The sequence below is a fragment of the Mycobacterium attenuatum genome (assembly GCF_900566085.1).
GTDB lineage: Bacteria > Actinomycetota > Actinomycetes > Mycobacteriales > Mycobacteriaceae > Mycobacterium > Mycobacterium attenuatum.
Genome location: NZ_UPHT01000044.1, coordinates 39,564 through 61,464 on the forward strand (window position 1 = coordinate 39,564; position 21,901 = coordinate 61,464).

24 protein-coding genes are annotated in these 21,901 nt (G+C 65.8%); 12 read left to right on the plus strand and 12 right to left on the minus strand.

Annotation, left to right across the window (positions count from 1 at the left end; all coding sequences use genetic code 11):
- The first annotated feature begins 35 nt into the window (after nt 1–35).
- On the plus strand, nt 36–803 hold the full coding sequence (locus tag EET13_RS06845; RefSeq protein ID WP_122441610.1) for an SOS response-associated peptidase: 768 nt from the start codon (nt 36–38) through the stop codon (nt 801–803).
- A gap of 231 nt (nt 804–1,034) precedes the next feature.
- Here the strand turns inward: EET13_RS06845 and EET13_RS06850 are convergent, their stop codons facing one another.
- The gene (locus EET13_RS06850; protein WP_122441565.1) at nt 1,035–2,258 is read right to left on the minus strand and encodes a PucR family transcriptional regulator; all 1,224 of its coding nucleotides are present in this window, start codon (nt 2,256–2,258) and stop codon (nt 1,035–1,037) included.
- A gap of 147 nt (nt 2,259–2,405) precedes the next feature.
- Between EET13_RS06850 and EET13_RS06855 the strand changes: the two genes are divergently transcribed.
- Genes EET13_RS06855 through EET13_RS06865 form a run of 3 tightly spaced genes read left to right on the plus strand, consistent with a single transcriptional unit; the run spans nt 2,406 to nt 6,436 of the window.
- Nucleotides 2,406–3,917, plus strand: coding sequence for a long-chain-fatty-acid--CoA ligase (locus tag EET13_RS06855; RefSeq protein ID WP_122441566.1), 1,512 nt, complete (start codon nt 2,406–2,408; stop codon nt 3,915–3,917).
- A gap of 2 nt (nt 3,918–3,919) precedes the next feature.
- Entirely contained in the window at nt 3,920–5,620 is a 1,701-nt protein-coding gene (locus tag EET13_RS06860) for a PHA/PHB synthase family protein (protein ID WP_122441567.1), read from the plus strand.
- 3 nt (nt 5,621–5,623) lie between these two features.
- Complete coding sequence (locus EET13_RS06865) at nt 5,624–6,436, plus strand: alpha/beta fold hydrolase (protein WP_122441568.1); 813 nt, start codon at nt 5,624–5,626, stop codon at nt 6,434–6,436.
- 59 nt (nt 6,437–6,495) lie between these two features.
- On the opposite strand, the gene EET13_RS06870 is transcribed toward EET13_RS06865, so the two are convergent.
- On the minus strand, nt 6,496–7,344 hold the full coding sequence (locus EET13_RS06870) for an SDR family oxidoreductase (RefSeq protein WP_122441569.1): 849 nt from the start codon (nt 7,342–7,344) through the stop codon (nt 6,496–6,498).
- Between the two features lie 357 nt (nt 7,345–7,701).
- On the opposite strand from EET13_RS06870, the gene EET13_RS06875 reads away from it, so the two are divergent.
- Together EET13_RS06875 and rsrA are read left to right on the plus strand one after the other, a co-directional pair.
- Nucleotides 7,702–8,352: a sigma-70 family RNA polymerase sigma factor gene (locus tag EET13_RS06875; RefSeq protein WP_168990706.1), complete on the plus strand. Its 651-nt coding sequence runs from the start codon at nt 7,702–7,704 to the stop codon at nt 8,350–8,352.
- On the plus strand, nt 8,349–8,669 hold the full coding sequence (rsrA, locus tag EET13_RS06880) for a mycothiol system anti-sigma-R factor (protein ID WP_122441571.1): 321 nt from the start codon (nt 8,349–8,351) through the stop codon (nt 8,667–8,669). The genes EET13_RS06875 and rsrA overlap by 4 nt, the downstream gene beginning before the upstream one ends.
- Here the strand turns inward: rsrA and EET13_RS32710 are convergent.
- Nucleotides 8,666–8,740 carry a 50S ribosomal protein bL37 gene (locus tag EET13_RS32710; protein ID WP_089025046.1) on the minus strand — a complete coding sequence of 25 codons (75 nt, stop codon included), beginning with the start codon at nt 8,738–8,740 and terminating at the stop codon, nt 8,666–8,668. The two genes, rsrA and EET13_RS32710, sit on opposite strands and share 4 nt — an antisense overlap.
- 202 nt (nt 8,741–8,942) lie before the next feature.
- Between EET13_RS32710 and EET13_RS06890 the strand changes: the two genes are divergently transcribed.
- Both EET13_RS06890 and EET13_RS06895 read left to right on the plus strand, forming a co-directional pair.
- The gene (locus EET13_RS06890; protein WP_122441611.1) at nt 8,943–9,158 is read left to right on the plus strand and encodes a biotin/lipoyl-binding carrier protein; all 216 of its coding nucleotides are present in this window, start codon (nt 8,943–8,945) and stop codon (nt 9,156–9,158) included.
- Between the two features lie 46 nt (nt 9,159–9,204).
- Nucleotides 9,205–10,710 carry a sensor histidine kinase gene (locus EET13_RS06895; protein ID WP_122441572.1) on the plus strand — a complete coding sequence of 502 codons (1,506 nt, stop codon included), beginning with the start codon at nt 9,205–9,207 and terminating at the stop codon, nt 10,708–10,710.
- Nucleotides 10,711–10,767: 57 nt separating this feature from the next.
- Here the strand turns inward: EET13_RS06895 and whiB1 are convergent, their stop codons facing one another.
- Entirely contained in the window at nt 10,768–11,022 is a 255-nt protein-coding gene (gene whiB1, locus EET13_RS06900; RefSeq protein WP_023371700.1) for a transcriptional regulator WhiB1, read from the minus strand.
- Between the two features lie 277 nt (nt 11,023–11,299).
- Nucleotides 11,300–12,265 (minus strand): diacylglycerol/lipid kinase family protein, encoded by a 966-nt coding sequence (locus EET13_RS06905; RefSeq protein WP_122441573.1) that lies wholly within the window; start codon nt 12,263–12,265, stop codon nt 11,300–11,302.
- Nucleotides 12,266–12,657: 392 nt separating this feature from the next.
- On the opposite strand from EET13_RS06905, the gene EET13_RS06910 reads away from it, so the two are divergent.
- On the plus strand, nt 12,658–13,089 hold the full coding sequence (locus tag EET13_RS06910; RefSeq protein WP_122441574.1) for a hypothetical protein: 432 nt from the start codon (nt 12,658–12,660) through the stop codon (nt 13,087–13,089).
- Here EET13_RS06910 and EET13_RS06915 read toward each other — a convergent pair.
- The 3 genes from EET13_RS06915 to EET13_RS06925 are packed head-to-tail and all read right to left on the minus strand — an operon-like array spanning nt 13,041 to nt 15,216.
- The gene (locus EET13_RS06915; protein ID WP_122441575.1) at nt 13,041–13,523 is read right to left on the minus strand and encodes a GNAT family N-acetyltransferase; all 483 of its coding nucleotides are present in this window, start codon (nt 13,521–13,523) and stop codon (nt 13,041–13,043) included. The genes EET13_RS06910 and EET13_RS06915 overlap by 49 nt on opposite strands.
- On the minus strand, nt 13,520–14,635 hold the full coding sequence (locus tag EET13_RS06920; RefSeq protein WP_122441576.1) for an isochorismate synthase: 1,116 nt from the start codon (nt 14,633–14,635) through the stop codon (nt 13,520–13,522). The genes EET13_RS06915 and EET13_RS06920 overlap by 4 nt, the downstream gene beginning before the upstream one ends.
- Entirely contained in the window at nt 14,617–15,216 is a 600-nt protein-coding gene (locus tag EET13_RS06925) for an acid phosphatase (protein WP_122441577.1), read from the minus strand. Before EET13_RS06925 ends, EET13_RS06920 begins: the two co-directional genes overlap by 19 nt.
- Nucleotides 15,217–15,292: 76 nt before the next feature.
- Between EET13_RS06925 and EET13_RS06930 the strand changes: the two genes are divergently transcribed.
- Nucleotides 15,293–16,093, plus strand: coding sequence for a ParA family protein (locus EET13_RS06930; RefSeq protein WP_122441612.1), 801 nt, complete (start codon nt 15,293–15,295; stop codon nt 16,091–16,093).
- Between the two features lie 128 nt (nt 16,094–16,221).
- Here EET13_RS06930 and EET13_RS06935 read toward each other — a convergent pair whose 3' ends face one another.
- Nucleotides 16,222–17,445 carry an Rv3212 family protein gene (locus tag EET13_RS06935; RefSeq protein ID WP_122441578.1) on the minus strand — a complete coding sequence of 408 codons (1,224 nt, stop codon included), beginning with the start codon at nt 17,443–17,445 and terminating at the stop codon, nt 16,222–16,224.
- A 15-nt stretch (nt 17,446–17,460) separates the two neighbouring features.
- Nucleotides 17,461–18,975 carry a DEAD/DEAH box helicase gene (locus tag EET13_RS06940; protein WP_122441579.1) on the minus strand — a complete coding sequence of 505 codons (1,515 nt, stop codon included), beginning with the start codon at nt 18,973–18,975 and terminating at the stop codon, nt 17,461–17,463.
- Nucleotides 18,976–19,231: 256 nt separating this feature from the next.
- Between EET13_RS06940 and EET13_RS06945 the strand changes: the two genes are divergently transcribed.
- On the plus strand, nt 19,232–19,927 hold the full coding sequence (locus tag EET13_RS06945; RefSeq protein WP_122441580.1) for a ferritin-like fold-containing protein: 696 nt from the start codon (nt 19,232–19,234) through the stop codon (nt 19,925–19,927).
- A gap of 6 nt (nt 19,928–19,933) precedes the next feature.
- Here EET13_RS06945 and EET13_RS06950 read toward each other — a convergent pair whose 3' ends face one another.
- On the minus strand, nt 19,934–20,515 hold the full coding sequence (locus tag EET13_RS06950; protein WP_122441613.1) for a threonine AND proline RICH protein: 582 nt from the start codon (nt 20,513–20,515) through the stop codon (nt 19,934–19,936).
- 456 nt (nt 20,516–20,971) lie between these two features.
- On the opposite strand from EET13_RS06950, the gene EET13_RS06955 reads away from it, so the two are divergent.
- Nucleotides 20,972–21,217, plus strand: a complete 246-nt coding sequence (locus EET13_RS06955; protein ID WP_122441581.1) for a DUF3107 domain-containing protein — start codon at nt 20,972–20,974, stop codon at nt 21,215–21,217.
- Here EET13_RS06955 and fasR read toward each other — a convergent pair.
- Entirely contained in the window at nt 21,214–21,897 is a 684-nt protein-coding gene (gene fasR / locus EET13_RS06960) for an HTH-type transcriptional activator FasR (protein ID WP_023371728.1), read from the minus strand. The two genes, EET13_RS06955 and fasR, sit on opposite strands and share 4 nt — an antisense overlap.
- Nucleotides 21,898–21,901 lie beyond the last annotated feature (4 nt).

Consider the following 21,901-nt stretch of genomic DNA (forward strand, 5'->3'; position numbering starts at 1 on the left):
GGCGGGTGTCGTGGGTACCAGGCACTATGGGAATCATGTGCGGACGATTTGCGGTCACCACCGACCCGGCCCGGCTGGCCGAGAAAATCAAGGCGATCGACGAAGCCACCGGGGCCGGGTCCACAGCGGAGGGGCCCAACTACAACGTGGCGCCGACCGACACGATCATGACGGTCGTGGCGCGCCACAGCGAGCCGGACGACCAGCCTTCGCGCCGGGTGCGGCTGATGCGCTGGGGTCTTGTTCCGCCGTGGGCCAAGGCCGGGCCGGACGGCGGCCTGCCCGACACCAAGGGCCCGTTGCTGATCAACGCCCGGGCAGACAAGGTCGCCACGTCGCCCGCGTTCCGTGATTCGGCGCAGCGCAAGCGCTGCCTGGTGCCGATGGACGGCTGGTACGAATGGCAGACCAATCCCGATGCCGTGCCTGGGCAGAAGGCCGCCAAGACACCGTTCTTTCTGCGCCGCCGCGACGGCGAACCGGTGTTCATGGCCGGATTGTGGTCGGTGTGGAAGCCGGACAAGAGTGCCGCGCCGCTACTGAGCTGCACGATCATCACCACGGACGCCGTGGGGCCAATGGCCGAGATTCACGACCGGATGCCGCTGATGCTGGCCGAATCCGACTGGGACGCCTGGCTGAATCCGGATGCGCCGCTGGATCCCGAGTTAGTGGCCGGTCCGCCGGACGTGCACGACATCGAGCAGCGTCGGGTGTCGACATTGGTCAACAGCGTGCGCAACAACGGGCCGGAGCTTATCGAGGCTGCTGAGCGGCAATCGGAGCAGATGAAGCTGCTGTAAACGCACCGTGCGCGTGGCCGGGAGGACGGCCTCTTCGGCTGTAGTGCAGAGGTGAAAGCGGTTGTGCAGCTGCGTGATTCGTGATTGAGTGGCCGACTTCGAGATGGGCGTTCGGTCAAGCGGCCGCTGGCAAACGCACTGACCGCGCCGCAGCACGGGAATGTTGTCAGCCAACGATGTCGCGCACGGCCTTGTCTCCCGGCGACAAAGCGGTCGCGGTCGGTGTGGCGTTCAAGGCAGTCGCCGCTGAACCTCGAGGGCCAAGCACAACTCGGCGAGTTCCGTGGGGCGCGAGAGCAACCGGCCGGTCAGTTCCTCGATGCGGCGCAGCCGGTGCCGCACGGTGTTGGGATGGCAAAATATCGTCGCGGCGGCCTGGTTGGCAGAGCCGCCGGCGCGCAGCCAAGCCTGAAAAGTGTCGAGCAGGGTGGCGCGCTCGTCGTCCGGCAGCCCATCGAGCCGACCCAGCACCGACGACCTGATCTTCGCCATGACATCCGGGGCGCTGACCGCCGCGACCGCCAGCGGCGCGTCGTCAAAGACGGCGACGAGCGAATCGTCGGCCGCTTTTCCGGTGACCGCCAGCCGGGCACAGCGCAACGCGTCGCTGGTTTCGGCCAGTTCGTGATACGGCTGGCTGATTCCCACGCGCGCGGTGGCGGATTGCCGCAGCACCTCGACAAGTACGCCGAGTGTCTCGGCTGAATCCCGGCCTCGCAGGTGGACAATGCCGACCTGCAACTCCGGCAGCAGCCGCCACGCCGAGCGGATGTCGCGCGCCGAGAGCTTGCTTTCGATGGTGGGCAAACCTAACTTTCCGATCGCCGGTAGCTCTGCCGCCACGACAACATACGGCCCCGAAGTGGGTAACCGCAGCAGGTCGGCCGCCTCCCAGAGGCTGTGCTTGTCAGTGATCCGCCGCGACAACAGCGCTTCGACCAGCGCCGAGCGCTCTTCCTCCAACTCCACAATCTGGGTGGTCAGCTGGTGGCGGTAAGCGCTGGCCATCGCCTGGGTAAAGATGTCCTGCGCAAGGAATACCCGGGCGGTGGCATCCAGGATCGATTCCGTAGGCATACCTGAGGCGCGTGCCGCGGCGAGGGTCTGTTCCCAGATGAATCGGAAACCGATTCGGTATGCGGTCATCACCGCCGGCAGCGGCACACCGGCCAGCGCGCGGATCGTGCCGGTGCGCTCCGCGGGCGAGACGTCCACATCGGCATCACCGGCGAGTGAGTCGAAGACGAACGTGAGGTTTGCCACGCAGCTTTGACGTACCTCATCTTTGGTGACCACGCTGCCGTCGCGGTAGGCGTCGATCTCCCGGCACAACAGATCAGCCATCGCGTTACCTAATTCGGTGGCGCGAGAAAGCATGAGCTTGCCAAGTTGGACGACGTTCGATTCGGGAGTGGTGTCATCCCGGGCTCGAACCGGATGTCTTGACGCGCTCATATGTCGAAACCCTATGTCGTGGACCCGCGAATGGGGATGTGCGCGGCCACACCGAACTGACCGTCAGATTGTTTTGCTCAACATTGTGACCCACGGCCCGCCGAATGACCATAAGTACACCACCCACGAGCACTCCGGAGGCACCTGATGGGCACTCTCAGCGACAATCTCGTCGCATCGAAAAACCTTCACCCGCAACGCGTTGCGTTGCGTTTCGATGATTTGCAGTTCACCTTCGGTGAGTTCGACGCCGCCGCGGCACGGGTGGCGACACTGCTGGAGCGGGCCGGGATCGAGCCGGGCGATCGCGTGGGCGTGATGTTGCCCAATACCCCGGCATTCGCTATCGCATTCTACGGGATCATGTATCGCGGCGCGGTGGCCGTTCCGATGAACCCGCTGCTGAAGTCCCGTGAGGTGTCCTACTACCTGTCCAACAGCGGCGCCAAAGCACTCTTCGCGGCACCCGCCTTCGCCGACGAGGCCATCGCCGGCGCCGCCGAGCTGGACGCGCAGTGCTGGCTCGTCGACGACGCAAGGCTGGCCATGCTGATCGACGACCTGCCCGCCCAGGAGCACCCGATAGGTCGCGACGGCGACGACATTGCAATCATCCTGCATACGTCCGGCACAACGGGAAAGCCCAAGGGCGCCATGCTCACTCACGCAAGCCTGGGCCGCAACGCCGAGGTCAGCGTTCGCACCCTGATCCAGACGGGGCCAGACGATGTGGTGATGGGATGCCTGCCGCTGTTCCACGTCTTCGGTCTGACCTGCGGGCTCAACGCGTCTGTCATCGCCGGTGCGACGTTGACCCTGATTCCGCGGTTCGACCCACGCAAGGCGCTCGAGGTGATCGAGCGCGACGCCGTCACCGTCTTCCAGGGCGTGCCGACGATGTACTCCGCGCTACTGCGCCTGGCCGCCACCGCCAAACCCGAAGCGACGCGCAGCCTGCGGGTCTGCGTCTCCGGTGGCGCGGCCCTGCCCGTCCAGGTTCTCACCGAGTTCGAAACAGCCTTCGGCTGCCCCGTTCTCGAGGGTTACGGACTGTCCGAAAGCTCCCCGGTGGCGGCCTTCAATCATCCGCAGCGACCGCGCAAGGTGGGTTCGATAGGCACACCGATCGAAGGTGTACAGCTGCGGGTCGTTGACCCGAGCGGGGCCGAGGTTGCGCCGGGGGAGGCCGGCGAGATCCAGATCAAGGGCCACAACGTGATGAAGGGCTACTGGAACTTCCCGGAGGCGACCGGGGCCACCATCACGCCCGATGGTTGGCTGGCCACCGGGGATGTCGGACGCGTCGACGAGGACGGCTATTTCTACATCGTCGACCGGACCAAAGACCTGATCATCCGCGGCGGATACAACGTGTATCCCCGCGAGATCGAAGAAGTGCTCTACGAGCATCCGGCGGTGGCCGAGGCTGCCGTCATCGGCTTCCCGCACGACTCCCTCGGTGAGGAGATCGGCGCCGCGGTCGCGCTCAAACAAGGCGCCGCGGCGGATCCCGACGAATTGCGCGAGTACGTCAAGAGCCGAGTCGCCGCTTACAAATATCCGCGCCTGGTCTGGCTCGTCGACGCGCTGCCCAAGGGCCCCACCGGCAAGGTCCTCAAACGCGAAATCTCCGTTCCCGCAACCGAAAGCACACGATAACCATGGCCGAATTTTCGAAACCAGCTGCCGCGCCCGACGAATTGGCGGCACCGCTGGACCTGTTGCTCACGAGCGCCACCCGGCCGTTTGCCAGCCGGATGATGCCCGACGCCACCTGGGCCCGCCTCGGCGCCAACCTTGCCCAACGTCCCGGCGCCGTCGCCGGTCGCACTGCCACGCTTGCCCGCGAGCTTGGCAGCATTGCGGCCGGAAAGTCCCACCGTGCCCCGGGGCGAGCCGACAAGCGCTTCAGTGACGTTGCCTGGCAACAGAATCCGCTGCTGCACCGGGTGATGCAGGCCTATCTTGCCGGTGCCGAGACGGCCGAAGGGTTGCTTGCCGACGCTGAGTTGGATTGGCGCGACCAAGAGAAGATGCAGTTCGTCGTCGACAACCTGGTAGAGGGACTGGCGCCCAGCAACAACCCGCTGATCAGTCCGCTGGGCTGGAAGGCTCTGATCGACACGGGGGGCCTGAGCGCGGTGCGGGGCGTGCGGGCTTTTGTGCGAGACATGCTGTCCAAGCCGCGCGTGCCGTCGATGGTCGAGCCCGATGCCTTCGTGGTGGGCGAGACCGTCGCCATCACCAAGGGAGCGGTGGTCCTGCAAACCTCGATGTTCGAATTGATCCAGTACACCCCGCAGACAGCCAAGGTGCGGAGCATTCCGTTGCTCATGGTGCCGCCGGTGATCAACAAGTTCTACATCATGGACATCGCACCGGGGCGCAGCATGATCGAGTACTTCCTGCAGCAGGGCCAACAGGTGTTTGCCATTTCATGGCGTAATCCTCAGGCGCGCCACCGGGATTGGGGTTTCGACGCCTATGGCGGGGCGATCGTGGCGGCAATGGACGCGGTCCAGAACATCGCCGGCACAGACAGCGTGCACCTGATGGCCAGTTGCTCGGGCGGCATCATCGCGGCGATGACGGCGGCCCACCTCGCCCATATCGGCGAGGCCGATCGGGTGGCCGGTCTTACTCTGGCCGTCACCGTGCTGGACGAGACTCGCGCCGGCTTCGCCGCCGCGGCCATGAGCGATCGCGCAGCGCAGACGGCTATTCGAGTTTCGGCCAGGAAGGGCTACCTGGACGGGCGGGACATGGCCGAGATGTTTGCCTGGCTGCGACCGACCGACCTGGTGTGGCGGTACTGGGTGAACAACTATGTGCAGGGCCGCAAGCCGGCAGCCTTCGACGTGTTGTTCTGGAACGCCGACACCACCCGGATGGCTGCGGCACTGCATCGCGACATGGTGCTCATGGGGCTGCGCAATGCGCTGGTGACGCCCGGCGCGGTCACCATGCTGGGCAGCCCCGTAGATCTGGCCGACATCACCTCCGACGCGTATGTGATCGGCGGCGTTGCAGACCACATCTCGCCGTGGCAGGCCACCTATCGCAGCGCGCGGCTGCTGGGCAGCAAGGACAATCGTTACGTCCTGTCCACCAGCGGCCACATCGCCGCTCTGGTCAACCCGCCGGGAAATCCTAAGGCGTCGTTCCGGACGGATCTGGTCGATGCGGAGAAGCCCGAAGAGTGGCTCGAGGCTGCGCAGCAGTCCGCGGGGTCCTGGTGGCCCGACTACGTGAGCTGGCTCGCCGAGCGCAGCGGCCCGGAGGTCGACGCCCCCAAAGCGCTTGGCGGGCATGGTCTGCCACCGCTCGGGCCGGCGCCGGGCACCTATGTGAAGGAGAAGTGAGCCATGCCCGGTAGCCACGTCGCGAGCGCGCATGGCGAAGAGCTCTATCTGTGCGTGGGGGGCCAGCGGATCCGAGTCAACGTACGCCGGGGAACCGGTGTGCCGCTGGTGTTGTGCAACGGAATCGGGGCGAGCCTGGAAGTGCTCGATCCGCTGGTGGAGGAGCTCGACTCCACGGTCGTCAGATTTGACGTTCCCGGGACCGGCGGATCACCCACATCCGTTCTGCCCTATGGGTTTCCCTACCTCGCCTGGGTGGTGGGGCGGCTGCTGCGCAAGCTCGACCTGGGGGTGGTGGATGTACTCGGACTGTCCTGGGGAGGCGCCTTGGCGCAGCAATTCGCCTTTCAGAATCCTCGTCGATGCCGCCGGCTGGTGCTGGTCGCGACGGGCACGGGGGTGGTCATGGTTCCCGGCCACCCCCGGGTTCTGGCGAAAATGCTTACTCCGCGCCGGTTTTCGGACCCCAACTACGCGGCGTCCATTGCCGCCGAACTCTACGGCGGAACCGTCCGCGCCCACGGTGACGACGTGGCGGCACTGTTCGTGCGGCAGTTGCGGGCAGGATCGAGGGTCGGCTACCTGCACCAGCTGCTGGCCGGGTCCGTCTGGACCAGTCTGTTCGCGCTACCGGCGGTACGTCAGGAGACGCTGATCGTGGCGGGCACCGACGATCCGATCATTCCGGTTGCCAACGCCCACATCATGAACACCTTGCTGCCGCATTCGCGGCTGCACCTGCATTCCGGCGGTCATATCGACATCGTGCACAACGCGACCGAGCTGGCGCCGGTAATCGAGCAGTTCCTGCGCTGAGCCGGGCGCGCGGTCAAATCCGGCGCACACGCGGCGATGCCCGGCGCGGCCGCTCTGGCTCACGGCTGGACATACCCCGGCGGGTTGACTTCTTCCACCCACAGGTCGACGCCCAGATTGGCTCCCGGCACGCAGTTGTATACCGACAAGTCGGTGACGCCCGATTCCACGAGCACGTCCTCGCACAGCACCGAGTTGCCGGTGTATTCCCGGGACGGCTTGTTGAGAATGACGTAGGCCGCGTCGGCATACACGTCGGGCTTGCGGGCCCGCGCCATTGCCTCGTCGCCGCCGAGCAGATTCTGCACCGCGGCCGTGGCCACCAGGGTGCGCGGCCACAACGTGTTCGAGGCGATACCCTCGTCACGCATCTCCTCGGCGATTCCCAGCGCACACAAGGTCATGCCGAACTTGGCCATCATGTAGGCCGTCGGCTTCAGCCACTTCTTGTCCAGCAACACCGGTGGCGACAGCGTCAGAATGTGCGGGTTCTCCCGGCCCTTCATGTGCGGGATGCACGCTTGCGACACGGCATACGTGCCGCGCACCTGGATGCCGTTCATCAGGTCGAAGCGCTTCATGGGGACCTCGGTGATGGACCCGAGATTGATGGCCGAAGCGTTGTTGACGCAGATGTCGATGCCGCCGAATTGCTCGACCGCCTTGGCGACCGCGGACTCGACCGAGTCCGGGTCGCGGACGTCGCCGACGATCGGCAGAGCCTGTCCGCCAGCTTCCTCGAGTTCCTTGGCGGCGGTATACACCGTGCCCTTCAGCTTCGGGTGGGGCTCGGCGGTCTTGGCGATAAGGGCGATGTTGGCGCCGTCTTGAGCGGCGCGTTTGGCGATCGCCAGGCCGATGCCACGACTGGCGCCAGAGATGAACATGGTCTTGCCGTTAAGGGACATGGCGTCACACTAACGTGGCCGACCAATGCGAATCGCGAGACATCCCCGGTGCGGCCAGCTCGGTCGATGAGCGGCCGCAGGTCCCGCCGGAGGGTGTGCACGGGCGCGGCGGGGAAATAGTGCGGCTGCTCAAGCCGTTGATTGATGCGGTCCCTGCGGCCGGGCCGGCGATAAAAACAAATCAGTAGACCGAAGCCCATGCTGTCGATCGCGACCTCTAGATTGGGGGAGGGGAGCCGGGTGTCAACTGCGACGAGCCTGCTTTGTGAGGAGCGGTTGGATCGCTTCCTCGCGAGTCCGGCATCGACCTTGACGCTGTCCGGTGACACCGCAACCGAAGGGACCGTACTAATCGAGATGGCCGACATCGATGGTGAGACCTGGTCGGAGGTTCCCGGTCCCCAGCCGCATGCCGAGACGGACGAGCAACTGACCGCGCGCTTCGAGCGCGACGCGATTCCACTGCTCGACCAGTTATATGGTGGCGCGCTGCGCATGACGCGTAATCCGGCCGATGCCGAAGACTTGCTGCAAGAGACCATGGTGAAGGCCTACGCCGGGTTCCGCTCGTTCCGGGAGGGCACCAACCTCAAGGCGTGGCTGTACCGGATCCTGACCAACACCTACATCAACAGCTACCGCAAGAAACAGCGTCAACCGGCGGAGTATCCGACCGAGGCGATCACCGACTGGCAACTGGCCGCCAACGCCGAACATTCCTCGAGCGGGCTGCGTTCGGCCGAGGTCGAGGCACTCGAGGCGTTACCGGACTCCGAAATCAAAGAGGCGCTGCAGGCGTTGCCGGAGGAATTCCGGATGGCGGTCTACTACGCCGACGTCGAGGGTTTTCCCTACAAGGAGATCGCCGAGATCATGGATACCCCGATCGGGACGGTGATGTCGCGACTGCACCGTGGTCGACGTCAGCTGCGTGCTCTGTTGGCGGACGTCGCCAAAGAGCGGGGCTTTATCCGCGGTGACCAACCGCACGAGGAGGTGTCGTCATGAGCGATGTGCTCAGCTCAAGCGACTCGTGCCCGGACCGCGAGGACTCCCATGGTTACGTCGGTTGTGCCGAGGTGATCGCTGAGGTATGGACCCTGCTTGATGGAGAGTGCACCGCAGAGACTCGCCAAAAGCTACGCGAGCACCTCGAGGCCTGCCCCGGTTGCTTCAAGCACTACGGGCTGGAGGAGCGGATCAAGCTCCTGATAGCAACCAAGTGCAAAGGTGAGAAGGCGCCAGAGAGCCTGCATGAGCGGGTGCGGCTGGAGATACGCCGGACCACCATCATTCGTAGCAGCAGTAAGGGATTGCCCGGCTAGGCGTTCGGGCGCTTGCCGTGGTTTGCTTTGCTGTACTTGCGATCGCGCTTCTTTCGGCCACGCTTGGCCATCGCCGGACCTCCATATCGAGTCAGAAGCGGGCGACACGGGCCCGCGGGGTGGGGGTCCAGTCTCTCACGCGGGCATCGATGCGGACGCAGTAGCCCGCGCGCCGCAACCCGGGTAGGCCTTATGGTTCGATATACATGAGCTGATCGAAGCCCGATTGACCAGCAGTCAGCGTGGGAAATGGCCGGAACGAGTGGGGTGAAGATGTCCGAGGATGTTCGCGCCGAGATCGTGGCCAGCGTGCTCGAAGTCGTAGTCAGCGAAGGTGACCAAGTCGGCAAGGGTGACGTCGTGGTGCTGCTGGAGTCGATGAAGATGGAGATTCCCGTTCTGGCCGAAGTCGGCGGCACCGTCAGCAAGGTGAGTGTGGCCGTGGGCGACGTCATCCAGGCCGGCGATCTCATCGCGGTGATCAGTTAGCCGTTGGACCCATGTCCGCGAACCGGGAGCGACTCGGGGGTTCTTGATGTCCACTCTCGGTGATCTACTGGCCGAACACACGGTCCTGCCGGGCAACGCCGTCGACCACCTGCATGCGGTGGTGGGGGAGTGGCAGCTGCTGGCCGACTTGTCGTTTGCCGACTACCTGATGTGGGTGCGCCGCGACGACGGCGTGTTGGTCTGCGTGGCCCAATGCCGGCCGAACACCGCGCCGACGGTGTTGCAGACCGACGCGGTGGGCACCGTCGTCGCCGCCGAGCGGCTGCCGCTGGTTGCGGACACCTTCTCGTCGGGTTTCGCGATCTGGCAAAGCGATCCCGATCAACAGCACTGGGAAGAGCTTCCCGGCCCCAATATCGCTGCCTCCCCGGTACGTTATGGCGGCCAGGTCGTCGCGGTGCTGACGCAGCATCAGACGGCCGTGGCCGCGCAACGTGCGTCCGGCCACCTGGAAACGGCCTATCGGGAGTGCGCTACCGATCTACTGCACATGCTGTCCGAGGGCACCTTTCCCGATGTCGGTGACGTGGCCATGTCGCGCTCGACGCCGCGGGCGGGCGACGGCTTCATTCGCTTGGACGTCGACGGCGTCGTCGCCTACGCCAGCCCCAACGCGCTATCGGCCTACCATCGCATGGGCCTGACCACGGAGCTGGAGGGGCACCACCTGGTCGAGGTCACCAGGCCGCTGATCTCGGATCCGTTCGAGGCCGAAGAGGTGGCCGAGCACGTGCGCGACCTGCTGACCGGCGGGCCCAGCATGCGGATGGAGGTCGACGCCGGCGGGGCCACCGTGCTGCTGCGCACGTTGCCGCTGGTGGTCCACCGCGCCAGTGCCGGTGCCGCCATCCTGATCCGCGACGTCACCGAGGTGAAACGGCGTGACCGAGCCCTGATATCCAAGGACGCGACAATCCGGGAGATCCATCACCGGGTGAAGAACAACCTGCAGACGGTCGCCGCGCTGCTGCGGCTGCAGGCCAGGCGAACCGCCAATGCCGAAGGTAGGGAAGCGCTGATCGAGTCGGTACGCCGGGTCTCGTCGATCGCGTTGGTCCACGACGCGCTGTCTATGTCGGTGGACGAGCAGGTGAACCTCGACGAGGTCATCGACCGGATTCTGCCGATCATGAACGACGTGGCATCGGTGGACCGGCCGATCCGGATCAACCGGGTGGGTGACCTGGGCGTACTGGATTCCGACCGCGCCACCGCCCTGATCATGGTGATCACCGAATTGGTGCAGAACGCGATCGAGCACGCGTTCGACCCTGCTGCTCAAGAAGGGTCGGTGACGATTCGCGCCGAGCGCTCGGCGCGGTGGCTCGATGTTGTGGTCCACGATGACGGACGTGGATTGCCGGAAGGGTTCAGTCTGGAAAAATCGGACAGCCTCGGCCTACAGATCGTGCGGACGCTGGTCTCAGCAGAGTTGGACGGTTCCTTAGGCATGCGTGAGGCCCCGGAGCGCGGCACCGACGTGGTGCTGCGGGTACCGATCGGGCGCCGGGGCCGGTTGATGGTGCAATGAGGACGCAACAGTACGGCCCCGACGTTTGTCGGGGCCGTAGTGCTGCCTACCGAGCCGTCAGACTCCGCTACGGGCCTTGGTCCGGGCGTTGCGGCGCTTCAGCGCGCGCCGCTCGTCTTCACTCATGCCGCCCCAGACGCCCGAGTCCTGGCCAGTGTTGAGGGCCCAGCTGAGGCATTCCGTGGTCACCGGGCACCGATTACAGACCAGTTTCGCGTCAGCGATCTGTGCGAGCGCCGGGCCGCTGTTCCCCACGGGGAAGAACAGCTCCGGATCTTCGTCACGGCAGACCGCCTTGTGGCGCCAATCCATTAGTCACTACTCCTCACTAAATGCGCAGCAAGGCGTACGGGCGTATTTCCTGGCTTAACGCGTGCACAAGAAAGGTATCCGTACCCCTACATGTCTCTGCATGCAACCTTTTGATCGTTTCACAGGCTCAACAGATGTCAATAGTGTTACGTAAGCGCGTGGGCTATCTCACTTTGACGTTCTCTTACCAAAGCCCTTAGTCATTTGTACTACACTGCCTCAGAAATTGCTCCCTACATTTACGTCGCAAGCTTGTCACGGCCTGGATCGCCGCAGTTCAGAGCCATTTCTTGGGAGGCGGAGCAACAACCGCCAACGCGTCGGGCACAGCCCGGAACGTCATGGTCTGACGCTCGCCCAGGTAGTCCCCGTCGAACTGACAGGCCACCGGATCCGCGGTGCTGGTGACGCGCAGGCAAGCCACGTCGTCGTCGGTGATCAGGTGCTTGAACTCGAACTTCGGCCTTTTGGCGAACATCTGCCGGACGATGCGCAGGGTAGGGATGGTCTTCACAGTCGTGAGTGCGAACACCCCCAGGCCCGACTCGAAGGTGCAGCCGGGGTTGGTCCACACGGGCCGTTCATTCGCGAAGGTCCACGGGCTCGAGTTGGAGACGAACACGAAGCTCACCCCGCTGATCGGTTCTCTGCCCGGAAGTTGCAGCGTGAGGACGGGTTCGCGGTTCCGGTAGCGCAGCACTGCGGGCACCGCGGCCCGGATGTACCGCCAAGCTGTGACCTTGCCCCCCTTGCTGCGTTCGGCCTCGACGGCGGCGACAACCTCGGCGTCAACGCCCATCCCGGTGTTGAACACGGCCCATCGGTCACCGCAATCGATCAGTCCGACGCGGCGCCATTCTGGACGCCGGCTGTAGTCGTCGAGCAGCTGGATCAGCTGGTTGGTGGCCGCAATAGGGTCTCGCGACATTCCCAGTGCTCGGGCCAGGACGTTGGCCGAGCCGCCAGGTACCACCGCGACCGCGGGTATGGGGCCCGACGGGGCAGATCCCGGGCGGCCCAGCATGCCGTTGACCACTGCGCTCACCGTGCCGTCGCCGCCATGCACGACGACCACATCCACGCCCGCGGCAACGGCCGCTTGCCCGAGTTCGGCACCATGACCGCGGTGGTTGGTGTGCTCGACGGTGAGTTGGAGGCGGCTTTTGAGCGCGTGGGCGACGAGGTCGCGGGCGGCCGGGGTGATGGAAGTGGCGGTGGGGTTGACGATCATTACGGCGCGCATGAGGCATGAGCCTAGGCCGTGCGACGATGCGGGCCGGTACTGCCGGCCGAGGAGCGCGACGCCGGGGGCGTCGACTGTGCGCTGGGGACGTCGACTGTGCCGTCGGGGCGGGGCTGATCGCGGAATTACGCCCTACATCCACACTCGAAACCGTCAGCACACACTCGATACGGCGACATGGTCCTTGAGCGGGCGTCCAGGGCTGTACTCGAGAACATCATGAACCGGCCAGCATTTGCGCGGGTTGTCGCTGAAAGGTGGGCAAATTGTGCGCGTGCCGGCGGAGATACTCGCGTGGCAACTGCGACCAGTGTGACGTGATTGGCAGGTCGCGGTCTTGCTCCTTAGGGCGGCACACCGCCCGCCAACATTGTTGTGACTACGCTGGTGCGGTGACTTTCCGTGCCCCAACTACCGTGCGCGGCGCGGGGCTGATCGTCGTGGTGCAGGGCGCAGCCGCCTTGGCGACGGCGGCGGCGTTGATAGTGCGCGGCCTGGCTGGGGCCGATCAACACGTGGTCAACGGCCTCGGAACCGCGGTTTGGTTCGTGCTCGTCGGTGGCGCAGTGCTGGCCGGCGGATGGGCACTGGTGGTCGGCAAACGTTGGGGACGCGGCCTGGCCATCTTCACCCAGCTGTTATTGCTGCCGGTGGCGTGGTATCTGACCGTTGGTTCGGGGCAGCCGGTGTTCGGAATTCCGGTGGCGATTGTCGCGCTGACGGTGCTAATACTGCTCTTCAGCTCGCCGACGCTGCGTTGGGTGGCCGGCAGCCATCACCGCGGTCCGGCCAGCGCAACCAAGCCCGGCCCGGACAGCCGATAGGTAGTCCACTCGCGCTGCGGCTGTCCACCGATCCCGTCGTAGAGGGCGACGGCGTCCGAATTCCAGTTCAGCACGGCCCAGGACAGCCGGGTGTAGCCGTTGTCGAGGCATTCACCCGCCAGAGTGACCAGCAGCCTGCGGGCCAGGCCGCGGCGGCGAAAGCTCGGCCGGACGTAGAGATCTTCCAGAAAGATGCCGGCCACACCGTCCCATGTGGAGAAGCTCAGAAACCACAACGCCATCGCGGCGAGCTGACCGTCGATGTCAACGACGTGTCCTCGAACCGCCGGTGAAGGGCCGAAAAGTGCTGTAAGCATTTGCTTTTCGGTCACAGTGCATTGATCGGCAGCGCGCTCGAAATCCGCGAGATCGTGAACCATGGCCACGATATCGGAAATGTCCTCCGGCGTGGCGCGGCGGATATTCTCCGTCACTGCTGCACCCCCAAGGCTGTCAGTATTGTGGTGAATTTTGTTGTGGTTTCCGCGACTTCGTCATCGGGATCGGATTCGGCGACGATTCCGCCGCCGGCGTGAGCGATCGCCGTACGACGGTCGGCTGACAGCTGAGCGCACCGGATGGACACCACCCAACTGCCGTCGCCGCGCGCATCGCACCAGCCCACCGTGCCCGCGTAGAAGCCGCGGTCGCCTTCCAGCGCGGCGATGAGTTCTTTGGCGGCCTCAGTCGGCACGCCACCGACCGCCGGCGTGGGATGCAGCGCCAGCGCCAAATCGATTGCGGTAGTAGAGGTATCGCGTAGTCGCCCGGCGATTGGGGTGCAGAGGTGCCAGACTGCGGCGGTACGGTTCAGGTAGGGCTCGGATGCGATCTCCAGGTCGTCGCACAGGGGTTGCAGGGCTGCATACATTGTGTCGATAACCAACTGATGTTCGTGACGATTCTTGGCCGAGCCGGCCAGCGCAGCGCCGTTGGCGGCATCGACTTCGGGGTCGGCGGCGCGTGGCGCTGAGCCCGCGAACGGCTGGCAGATGACCCGGTCACCGGCTCGGGTGACCAGCAGTTCCGGGCTGGCACCCACCAGAGCTGCGCCCAGATAGGTGTCGCCGGCAGGGCTGAGGTCGACCAGATACCCGTACGATGCCGGATCGGCAGCGGCCAGCCTGCGCAGGAGGATACGAGCGTCCAGCGCGGCGTCGGCGCTAAACCGCAGCGCACGGGCCAGCACCACTTTGTGCAGCGGATTATCAAGTGCACCAAGCTGATCCCGTGCATTGCTGATTCGGGCGCGGTGGTCGACGAGCGATGGCACGGCGGCGCTGACGTGAACCTTCGGCAGCGGGCCGGTTGGCCACCCGGGCAGCGCCTCGAGGCGCCGAACCTGGTTCGGCACCATCAATGCGGCCGGTTTGTTGACGTCGAAAGGCAACGCCCCCACGATCATCGGCGCTGAACCGGAACGCAGCGCCGCCTGCGCCGCCCGCACGTCGCAGTAGTGTGCCCGCACCCCGTCGGCAACCAGAGTTCGTCCGGGCCCGCACAGCGCGAACGGCGGCTCAACGGGGCTCAATCGCCCGGATGCCATTTCACTCCCAGTGCGGTCAGCTGGCGTATCCCGTGCTCGAAACCGCAAATGCCGACCGAAGCGGTGGGCATATAGAAGCGGGTGCCTTCGGGCAGCGGTAATTCGAGCCAGCGAGTGATGACTGCGCGCGAAAAATGGCTGTGGCCGACGAACACGACGTCGCGTGACGCCATATGGTGCAGCGCGAGCGCCACGGCCCGGTCGGCGCGCTCGCTGACCTGCGCGACGCTTTCACCGTCGGGGCATCCGTGCGTCCATACCAGCCAGTCTGGTTCGATCTCACGGATCTGGGCCGTCGTCAGCCCTTCGTAGGCGCCGTAGTCCCATTCGGCGATCAGCGGAGATATCTCGTCGACCGTCAGCCCGGCTAACTCGGCTGTGGTCAGCGCCCGCTTTCGCGGGCTGCTGATCACCAGCGGGTTGTCGAGCGCGAGTTCGCCGAGGGTCTTTTCGGCCAGCCTGGCTTGTGTCCGGCCGGCAGGGGTCAGCTTGATATCGGTGCGACCGGTGTGCTGGCCCGATTTCGACCACTCGGTCTCACCGTGACGGAGCAGTAGCAGCCGGTGTTCGTCCACGCCCATGCTGACCGATTGTGCCGGACGACATGCCGGACCCGTCGCCCCTGCCAGACTGTCGGGCACGTGCCAGGATGGCACTGTGACAGAGACCCGGGTATTGGCGGTGGCCAACCAGAAGGGTGGGGTGGCCAAGACGACGACGGTCGCCTCCCTCGGCGCGGCGATGGTGGACAAGGGACGGCGGGTGCTGCTCGTCGACTTGGATCCGCAGGGTTGTTTGACGTTCTCGCTGGGTCACGACCCCGACAAGTTGCCGGTGTCTGTGCACGAGGTGCTGCTCGGAGAAGTGGAGCCGAGCACCGCACTGGTGACCACCATGGAAGGAATGGCGCTGCTGCCGGCCAACATCGACCTCGCCGGCGCCGAGGCGATGTTGTTGATGCGCGCTGGCCGGGAGTATGCGCTCAAACGGGCGCTGGCCAAACTCTCCGACCAATTCGACGTGGTCCTGGTGGACTGCCCGCCCTCGTTGGGGGTGCTCACGCTCAACGGACTCACGGCGGCCGACGAAGTCATTGTTCCTCTGCAGTGCGAGACGCTGGCCCACCGCGGCGTCGGGCAACTCCTGCGCACGGTCGCCGACGTCCAGCAGATCACCAACCCGAATCTGCGGTTACTGGGGGCATTGCCAACGCTCTATGACTCCCGCACCACCCATACCCGCGACGTACTGCTCGATGTTGCCGATCGCTACGGCCTGCCGGTGCTGGCCCCGCCGATTCCGCGCACGGTGCGTTTCGCCGAGGCAAGCGCATCGGGCTCGTCGGTCATGGCCGGGCGTAAGAACAAGGGCGCGGTGGCTTATCGCGACCTGGCTCAGGCGCTACTGAAGCACTGGAAGTCGGGTAAGCCACTGCCCACATTCGCGGTGGAGCTTTAGATGGAGCCGCGCGACCAGACACAGAATCGCATCAAATTAGTCGGCACTGCGCGATTCTGTGTCTGGTCGCGCAGCTAACCCAGCCAGGCCACCTAGCCCAGCTCGCCCCGGGCCGCCCGGCGGCGGGTTCAGCCCAAGGCCACCACGGCGTCACCACGCTGCTCGACGATCCTGGAACCAACAACGACCGGGATCACCGCTGAGCCGCTCGGCCGACGCTGCACCGGGATGTAGCGATTGTTGGCCCCGCTGATCGGATCGTAGACACCGATCCCGCCGGTGACCGGCACCAGCAGTTGACCGGCCATCATCACACCCGGCCCCAGCGGCGCCGCCGTCTCACCGGCGGCAATGGTGTAACGCTGGGTCAGCTTGCCGGCATCGAACACCATCAGCGCGTCGCCGGTCCACCAGGTCACCAGGTTGCCGGTCTGTGACACCGTGGCCTCAGGTGAGGGCGGCTTGGGCAGCAGCGTGCTTGCCACGGTGGTGCCGGTCTCGTCGATCACGTCGACTCGTGGCTGCGCGCCGGACTCCCCGGGCAAATACACCGCGGTGTTGTTCTGCGAGACGATTAGCACACGTGCGCCCGATCCGGGCCGAACCCCGGGCTCTGGCACGATCCGCTGTTCCGGTTCGTCTTCTTCCTTGCCCGGGCGCAGCAGAACCAGCCGCACATCGGCCTGGTTGGCGCACGCTTCGATGACGGCCACCGACGACGAACTGGCCGCGGCAGATTCCAGCGTGCAACCCGAGTGCAGACCCCGGTTTGCCGGCTTCACCCGGGCGTCGGTCTCGCCGTAGGACAGCATCCGGACCATGTCGGATCGCCACAGTTCCAGCCGGGTATTGCCGGCCGACAACACCGTCGTGCCATCCGCGGACAGGCGCACCTTCGGGTCGGCGTAGCTGCTGCGGGCGGGCCCGCGACGGCCGGTGGACCCGTCGATGGTGCTGACTTGGCCGCAGCCGCGGTCATCGCGGTAGACGGCGACGGCGTAACGGTAGACCCAGCTCACCCCACACAGGTCAGTGTCGCGGGTGTAGCTCCAGAGCGTCTCACCGGTGCCCGGATCTCGCCCGTCCACGTGGCGGCGGTTGCCGGTGACAACGGTTCCGCCTACGACGACGGGTACACGGGTGGCGGGGCTGGGCGCCGTCCAGAGTTGCTTCAGGGCGCCCGGGACTTCCCGGGCCGGAGTCGGGTTGGGCACCAAAGTCGCGGACGGCCGGCTGATGGTGGCGCGGGCATCGCTGGTCCACCAGATCAGCGCCGCGGCCACGGCTATGACCATGACGATGGCCGCGGCGGCCAGAATATCGCCCCTGGTGCGCCGCTCCGGTTTGACCATGCTCGAGCGTCGGCCTCAGGTGGCCGATGCCGTGGCGTTGTCTTGGACGCACGCGGGCTTGCCGCGTCGACGACGGCGTCGGGTGGTACCGGCGTTTGCCGCGGGGGAGCTTGATGCGGAACCGGTCCCGGTCTCTCCGGTTGCGTCGTTGGTGGCGGGATGTCCGGTAATCGGTTTGCCGCCTCGGGTGCGTCGCCGCCGCCGCGCACCGGCGCGAGCGCTCGCGGATTTTTCTGTCTGCTCGCCCTCCTGATCCGTGGCACGACGCTTGGGCTGCGACGCGCGGGGCGGACCGACGGTCGCGGCGGCCTCGGCCGGGATGGACAGCTCGGCGTACAGGTGTGGTGAGTTGGAGTAGGTTTCGGCGGGGTCGGGGGAGGCCAGGCCCAGCGCCGTGTCGATCATCGTCCAGCGCTCCAGCTCGTCCCAGTCCACCAGGGTGACCGCGACGCCGGTGCGTCCGGCCCGGCCGGTGCGCCCGATGCGGTGGACGTACATCTTCTCGTCCTCGGGGCACTGGTAGTTGATGACGTGGGTGACGTCGTCGATGTCGATGCCGCGCGCAGCCACGTCGGTGGCGACCAGCACGTTGATGTCGCCGCCGCGGAAGGCCTTGAGCGCCTTTTCGCGGGCTATCTGCCCGAGATCACCGTGCACGGCGCCGACCGCGAAGCCGCGCTCCTTCAGCTCGTCGGCGACCTTCTGCGCGGTGCGCTTGGTGCGGGTGAAGATCATCGTCGCGCCGCGGTCGCGGGCCTGCAAGATCCGGCTGACCAGCTCCACCTTGTCCAGGGCGTGGGCACGGTAGACGAACTGCTCGGTGGTGTCGTGCACGGCCAGGGAGTGCGGTGCCTCGGCCCGGATATGGGTGGGCTGGACCATGAAAGTGCGGGCCAGGGTGATGATCGGGTCCGGCATGGTCGCGGAAAACAGCATCGATTGCCGATCGGCGGGGATTTGCCGCAGTATGCGCTCGATGTCGGGTAGAAAGCCAAGGTCCAGCATTTCGTCGGCCTCGTCGAGCACCAGCACTGACAGCCCGCCCAGCTGCAGGTGGCCCTGCTGGGACAGGTCGAGCAGCCGGCCCGGAGTGCCCACGACGACGTCGGCGCCGGCGCGCAGCGCTTCGATCTGTGGCTCGTAGGCCCGTCCTCCGTAAATGGACACCACGGCAAACCGCCGGTTGTCTTCGGCCGTGAGGTATTTGGCCGCGGTGGCCAGGTCATCGGTGACCTGCAGGCACAACTCGCGGGTGGGCACCACCACCAGGGCACGGGGGGCGCCGCTCAGCGGCCGTGCCTCGGCACCCGAGCTGATGCGCTGCAGCAGTGGCACGCCGAACGCGAACGTTTTGCCCATGCCGGTTCGGGCTTGGCCGATCACGTCTTCGCCGGCGAGCGCCAGCGGCAGGGTGAGTTCTTGGATAGCAAAGGGGTGCTCAATGCCCTTTTCCCGCAGTGCGCGGACAATTTCGTCGCGGACTCCGAGTTGGGCAAAGCTTAATTCAGTTGTGCTTTTGAGTGCGGTCATACGCGGGTGGAGAGCCTTTCGGTGACGGGTATCGGTCTGGTGTCGGTACTTTTTTGTCGCGGATCCTCGCGCGCACGAGTTCCGACTCCGATATGTCGCCGAGTCGCCGGCCCGCTGCTCGATCTGGTGGGCCCAGCTACGTGCACGCACATTTCCCGGTAGCAGCAGCACAGATCTAGCCACTACCGAATCCCATGATAGCTGGTTGGCCAGCTGCCACCCGAACGCCAGTGGTTCCGGCGACTAGAGTGTTGCCATGACTTCGCCCACATCCGCCGACCAGGTGGCCGATTCGACCAGGCCACGGCTACCGGCGGACCACCCCGGCGTCAACGAGTTGTTCGCGCTGTTGGCCTATGGCGAGGTGGCGGCCTTCTACCGGCTGACCGACGAGGCGCGGATGGCGCCGAATCTGCAAGGGCGGATCTCGATGGCCAGCATCGCGGCCGCCGAAATGGCGCATTACGAGCTGTTACGCGATGCCCTGCAGCGCCGCGGTGTCGACGTAGTGCCGGCGATGTCGAAGTATGTGTCGGCATTGGAGAATTACCACCGGCTGACCATGCCTAGTACCTGGTTGGAAGCCCTGGTCAAGACCTATGTCGCCGACGCGCTGGCCGCGGATCTGTACCTGCAGATCGCCGACGGGTTGTCCGACGAGGTTGCCGACGTGGTGCGGGCGGCACTGGCCGAGACCGGGCACTCTCAGTTCGTGGTCGCCGAGGTGCGTGCCGCGGTCACCAGCAGCGGCAAACAGCGCAGCCGGCTTGCGCTGTGGTCACGTCGACTGCTCGGCGAGGCGATCACGCAGGCCCAATTGCTGCTGGCAGACCACGATGAGCTGGTCGACTTGGTGGTGGCGGGTTCCGGTGGACTGGGCCAGCTCAGCGCCTTCTTCGAACGTCTGCAACAGACACACGACCAACGGATGCGCGAACTCGGCCTGGCCTGAACGTCCTCAGCGAGTGCACGTCGCCAGAATCGAGTTGCTGGTCGAGGCCACGACCGGCTGCCCCTGAGCGTTGACGATCACGCAGTTGAGCCGACTGTAGATGCTGGTCGCGACCACCGACTCGGTCTGCACACCGGGATTGAGCACCACCATCTTGGTCCATGGCAGCGCCACGTTGAACTCGGTGACGGGGAAACCCCGCTCATCGGTGTAGACGACGTTGACGATATCGAGGAGCTGTTTGGTGCCGGTCACGCTGTAGACCACGGTCCGGGGACTCGGCGCGGCCGACGGCGGCGAGAGCGGCTGTTGCGGCGCGGCCGTCGGCATTCGTGTCGGTGCCGCACTCGGAATCGTCACTGTGGTGACGGTTTCGGGGGCCAGTGGGGGTGCCGACAGGTTGGGCCCTGCAGTTGTGCTCGGCGGTGGGCTCGGTGACGTGCTGGGCGGGGCCGTCGTTCGGGGCGTGGTGGAGACGACCGTCCGGGGTGCTGGCGCCCCCACGGGCGCCCCCACGGTCGCCTTTGTCGTGGCGCTGTCGCCGCTGTTGATGATGACTGCGGTCGCGACGGCGCCGAGCGCAACCACCGCGCCGAGGATTGCGCCGACCGGGCGCCACCGGCTGTGGGTTGACCAGACGAGCTCGCCGTAGCTGTCTTCGGCTTCGGCTTCGGCTTCGGCTTCGGCTTCGGCTTCGCCGTAGCTGTCGTGTCCGCTGTGTCCGCTGTGTCCGCTGTAGCTGTGTCCGCTGTGTCCGCTGTAGCCGTTGTAGTCGCTGTAGCCGGTTTCGGCGGCATGGCTGTCCTCGTCCGGGTAGTCCCGGACGTCGCGAGAGTGCTCGTGCAGGGTGTGATACATGTTGCTGATGAGGCCGATGTTATCGGCGCCTGCGGTGCTGCTCCGGCGCCGATCGGCGTGTTGATCCGAGTTAGACCCAATCGTGATGATGGCGCTACCGGGCCGCGGGTGCGGCCCGCACTGGCGGCGTCTACTAGCCTGCTGCTGAAACGCCTGCGACTTCAATTACTAACGGAAGGGGCCCCCGTGGAGGTCAAGATCGGTATCACGGACAGTCCGCGCGAGCTGGTCTTCGCCAGCACGCAGACCCCCGATGAGGTTGAAGAACTCGTCGGCGCGGCGCTGCGCGAAGATTCGGGTCTGTTGAGCCTCAGCGACGACCGCGGCCGCCGGTTCCTGATCGACGCCACCAAGATCGCCTATGTCGAGATCGGAGTCGCCGACGCCCGGCGGGTCGGCTTCGGGATCGGCGCGGAGGCGGCGCGGAGCTAGGAGCGGGCAAGGGGCACGTGCGACAGACCACCCCAGGCGAACTGCACCGTGCCCTCGACGGCGTCCGACTTGGAAATGGGGCGGTCGGAGTCCAGCCAGTACCGGGCGCAGTCGACGCTCATCCCGACCAAGCCCACCGCGATCATCCGGGCGCGGTGGGGGTCCAGCCCCGAGTCCTCGCTGATCAGGGCGAACACCGCGTCGATGCATGATTCGGTGGCAACGCGCACCTGAGCGGCGACCTCGGGCTCGGTGACGTAGTCGTTCTCGAAGATCAGCCGGTACCCCTGGCCGTCGTGATCGATGAAGTCAAAGAACGCTTGCACCGCCGCGTGGAGCCGCCCGCGGTTGTCGGTGGTGGTACGCAGCGCCTGCTGGACGCCGCACACCAGGTTGTCCACATGCCGCTTGAGTACCGCCAGATACAGTTCCAGCTTGCTCGAAAAGTGCTGATACAGAACAGGCTTGCTGACACCAGCGCGGTCGGCGATCTCGTCCATGCCGGCGGCGTGGTAGCCGCGGTCGACAAAGACGTCGCTGGCTACGACAAGCAACTGGCCACGGCGCTCATCGCGGGGCAGCCGATTGCCTTTGCGGTTCGGGGCCGGAACCTCCACTGGCCGCATGCGGTCGGCCGATCTGACGGCACGCCGTTGCGCGGCTTTGGCGAGATCGCTCATCGGT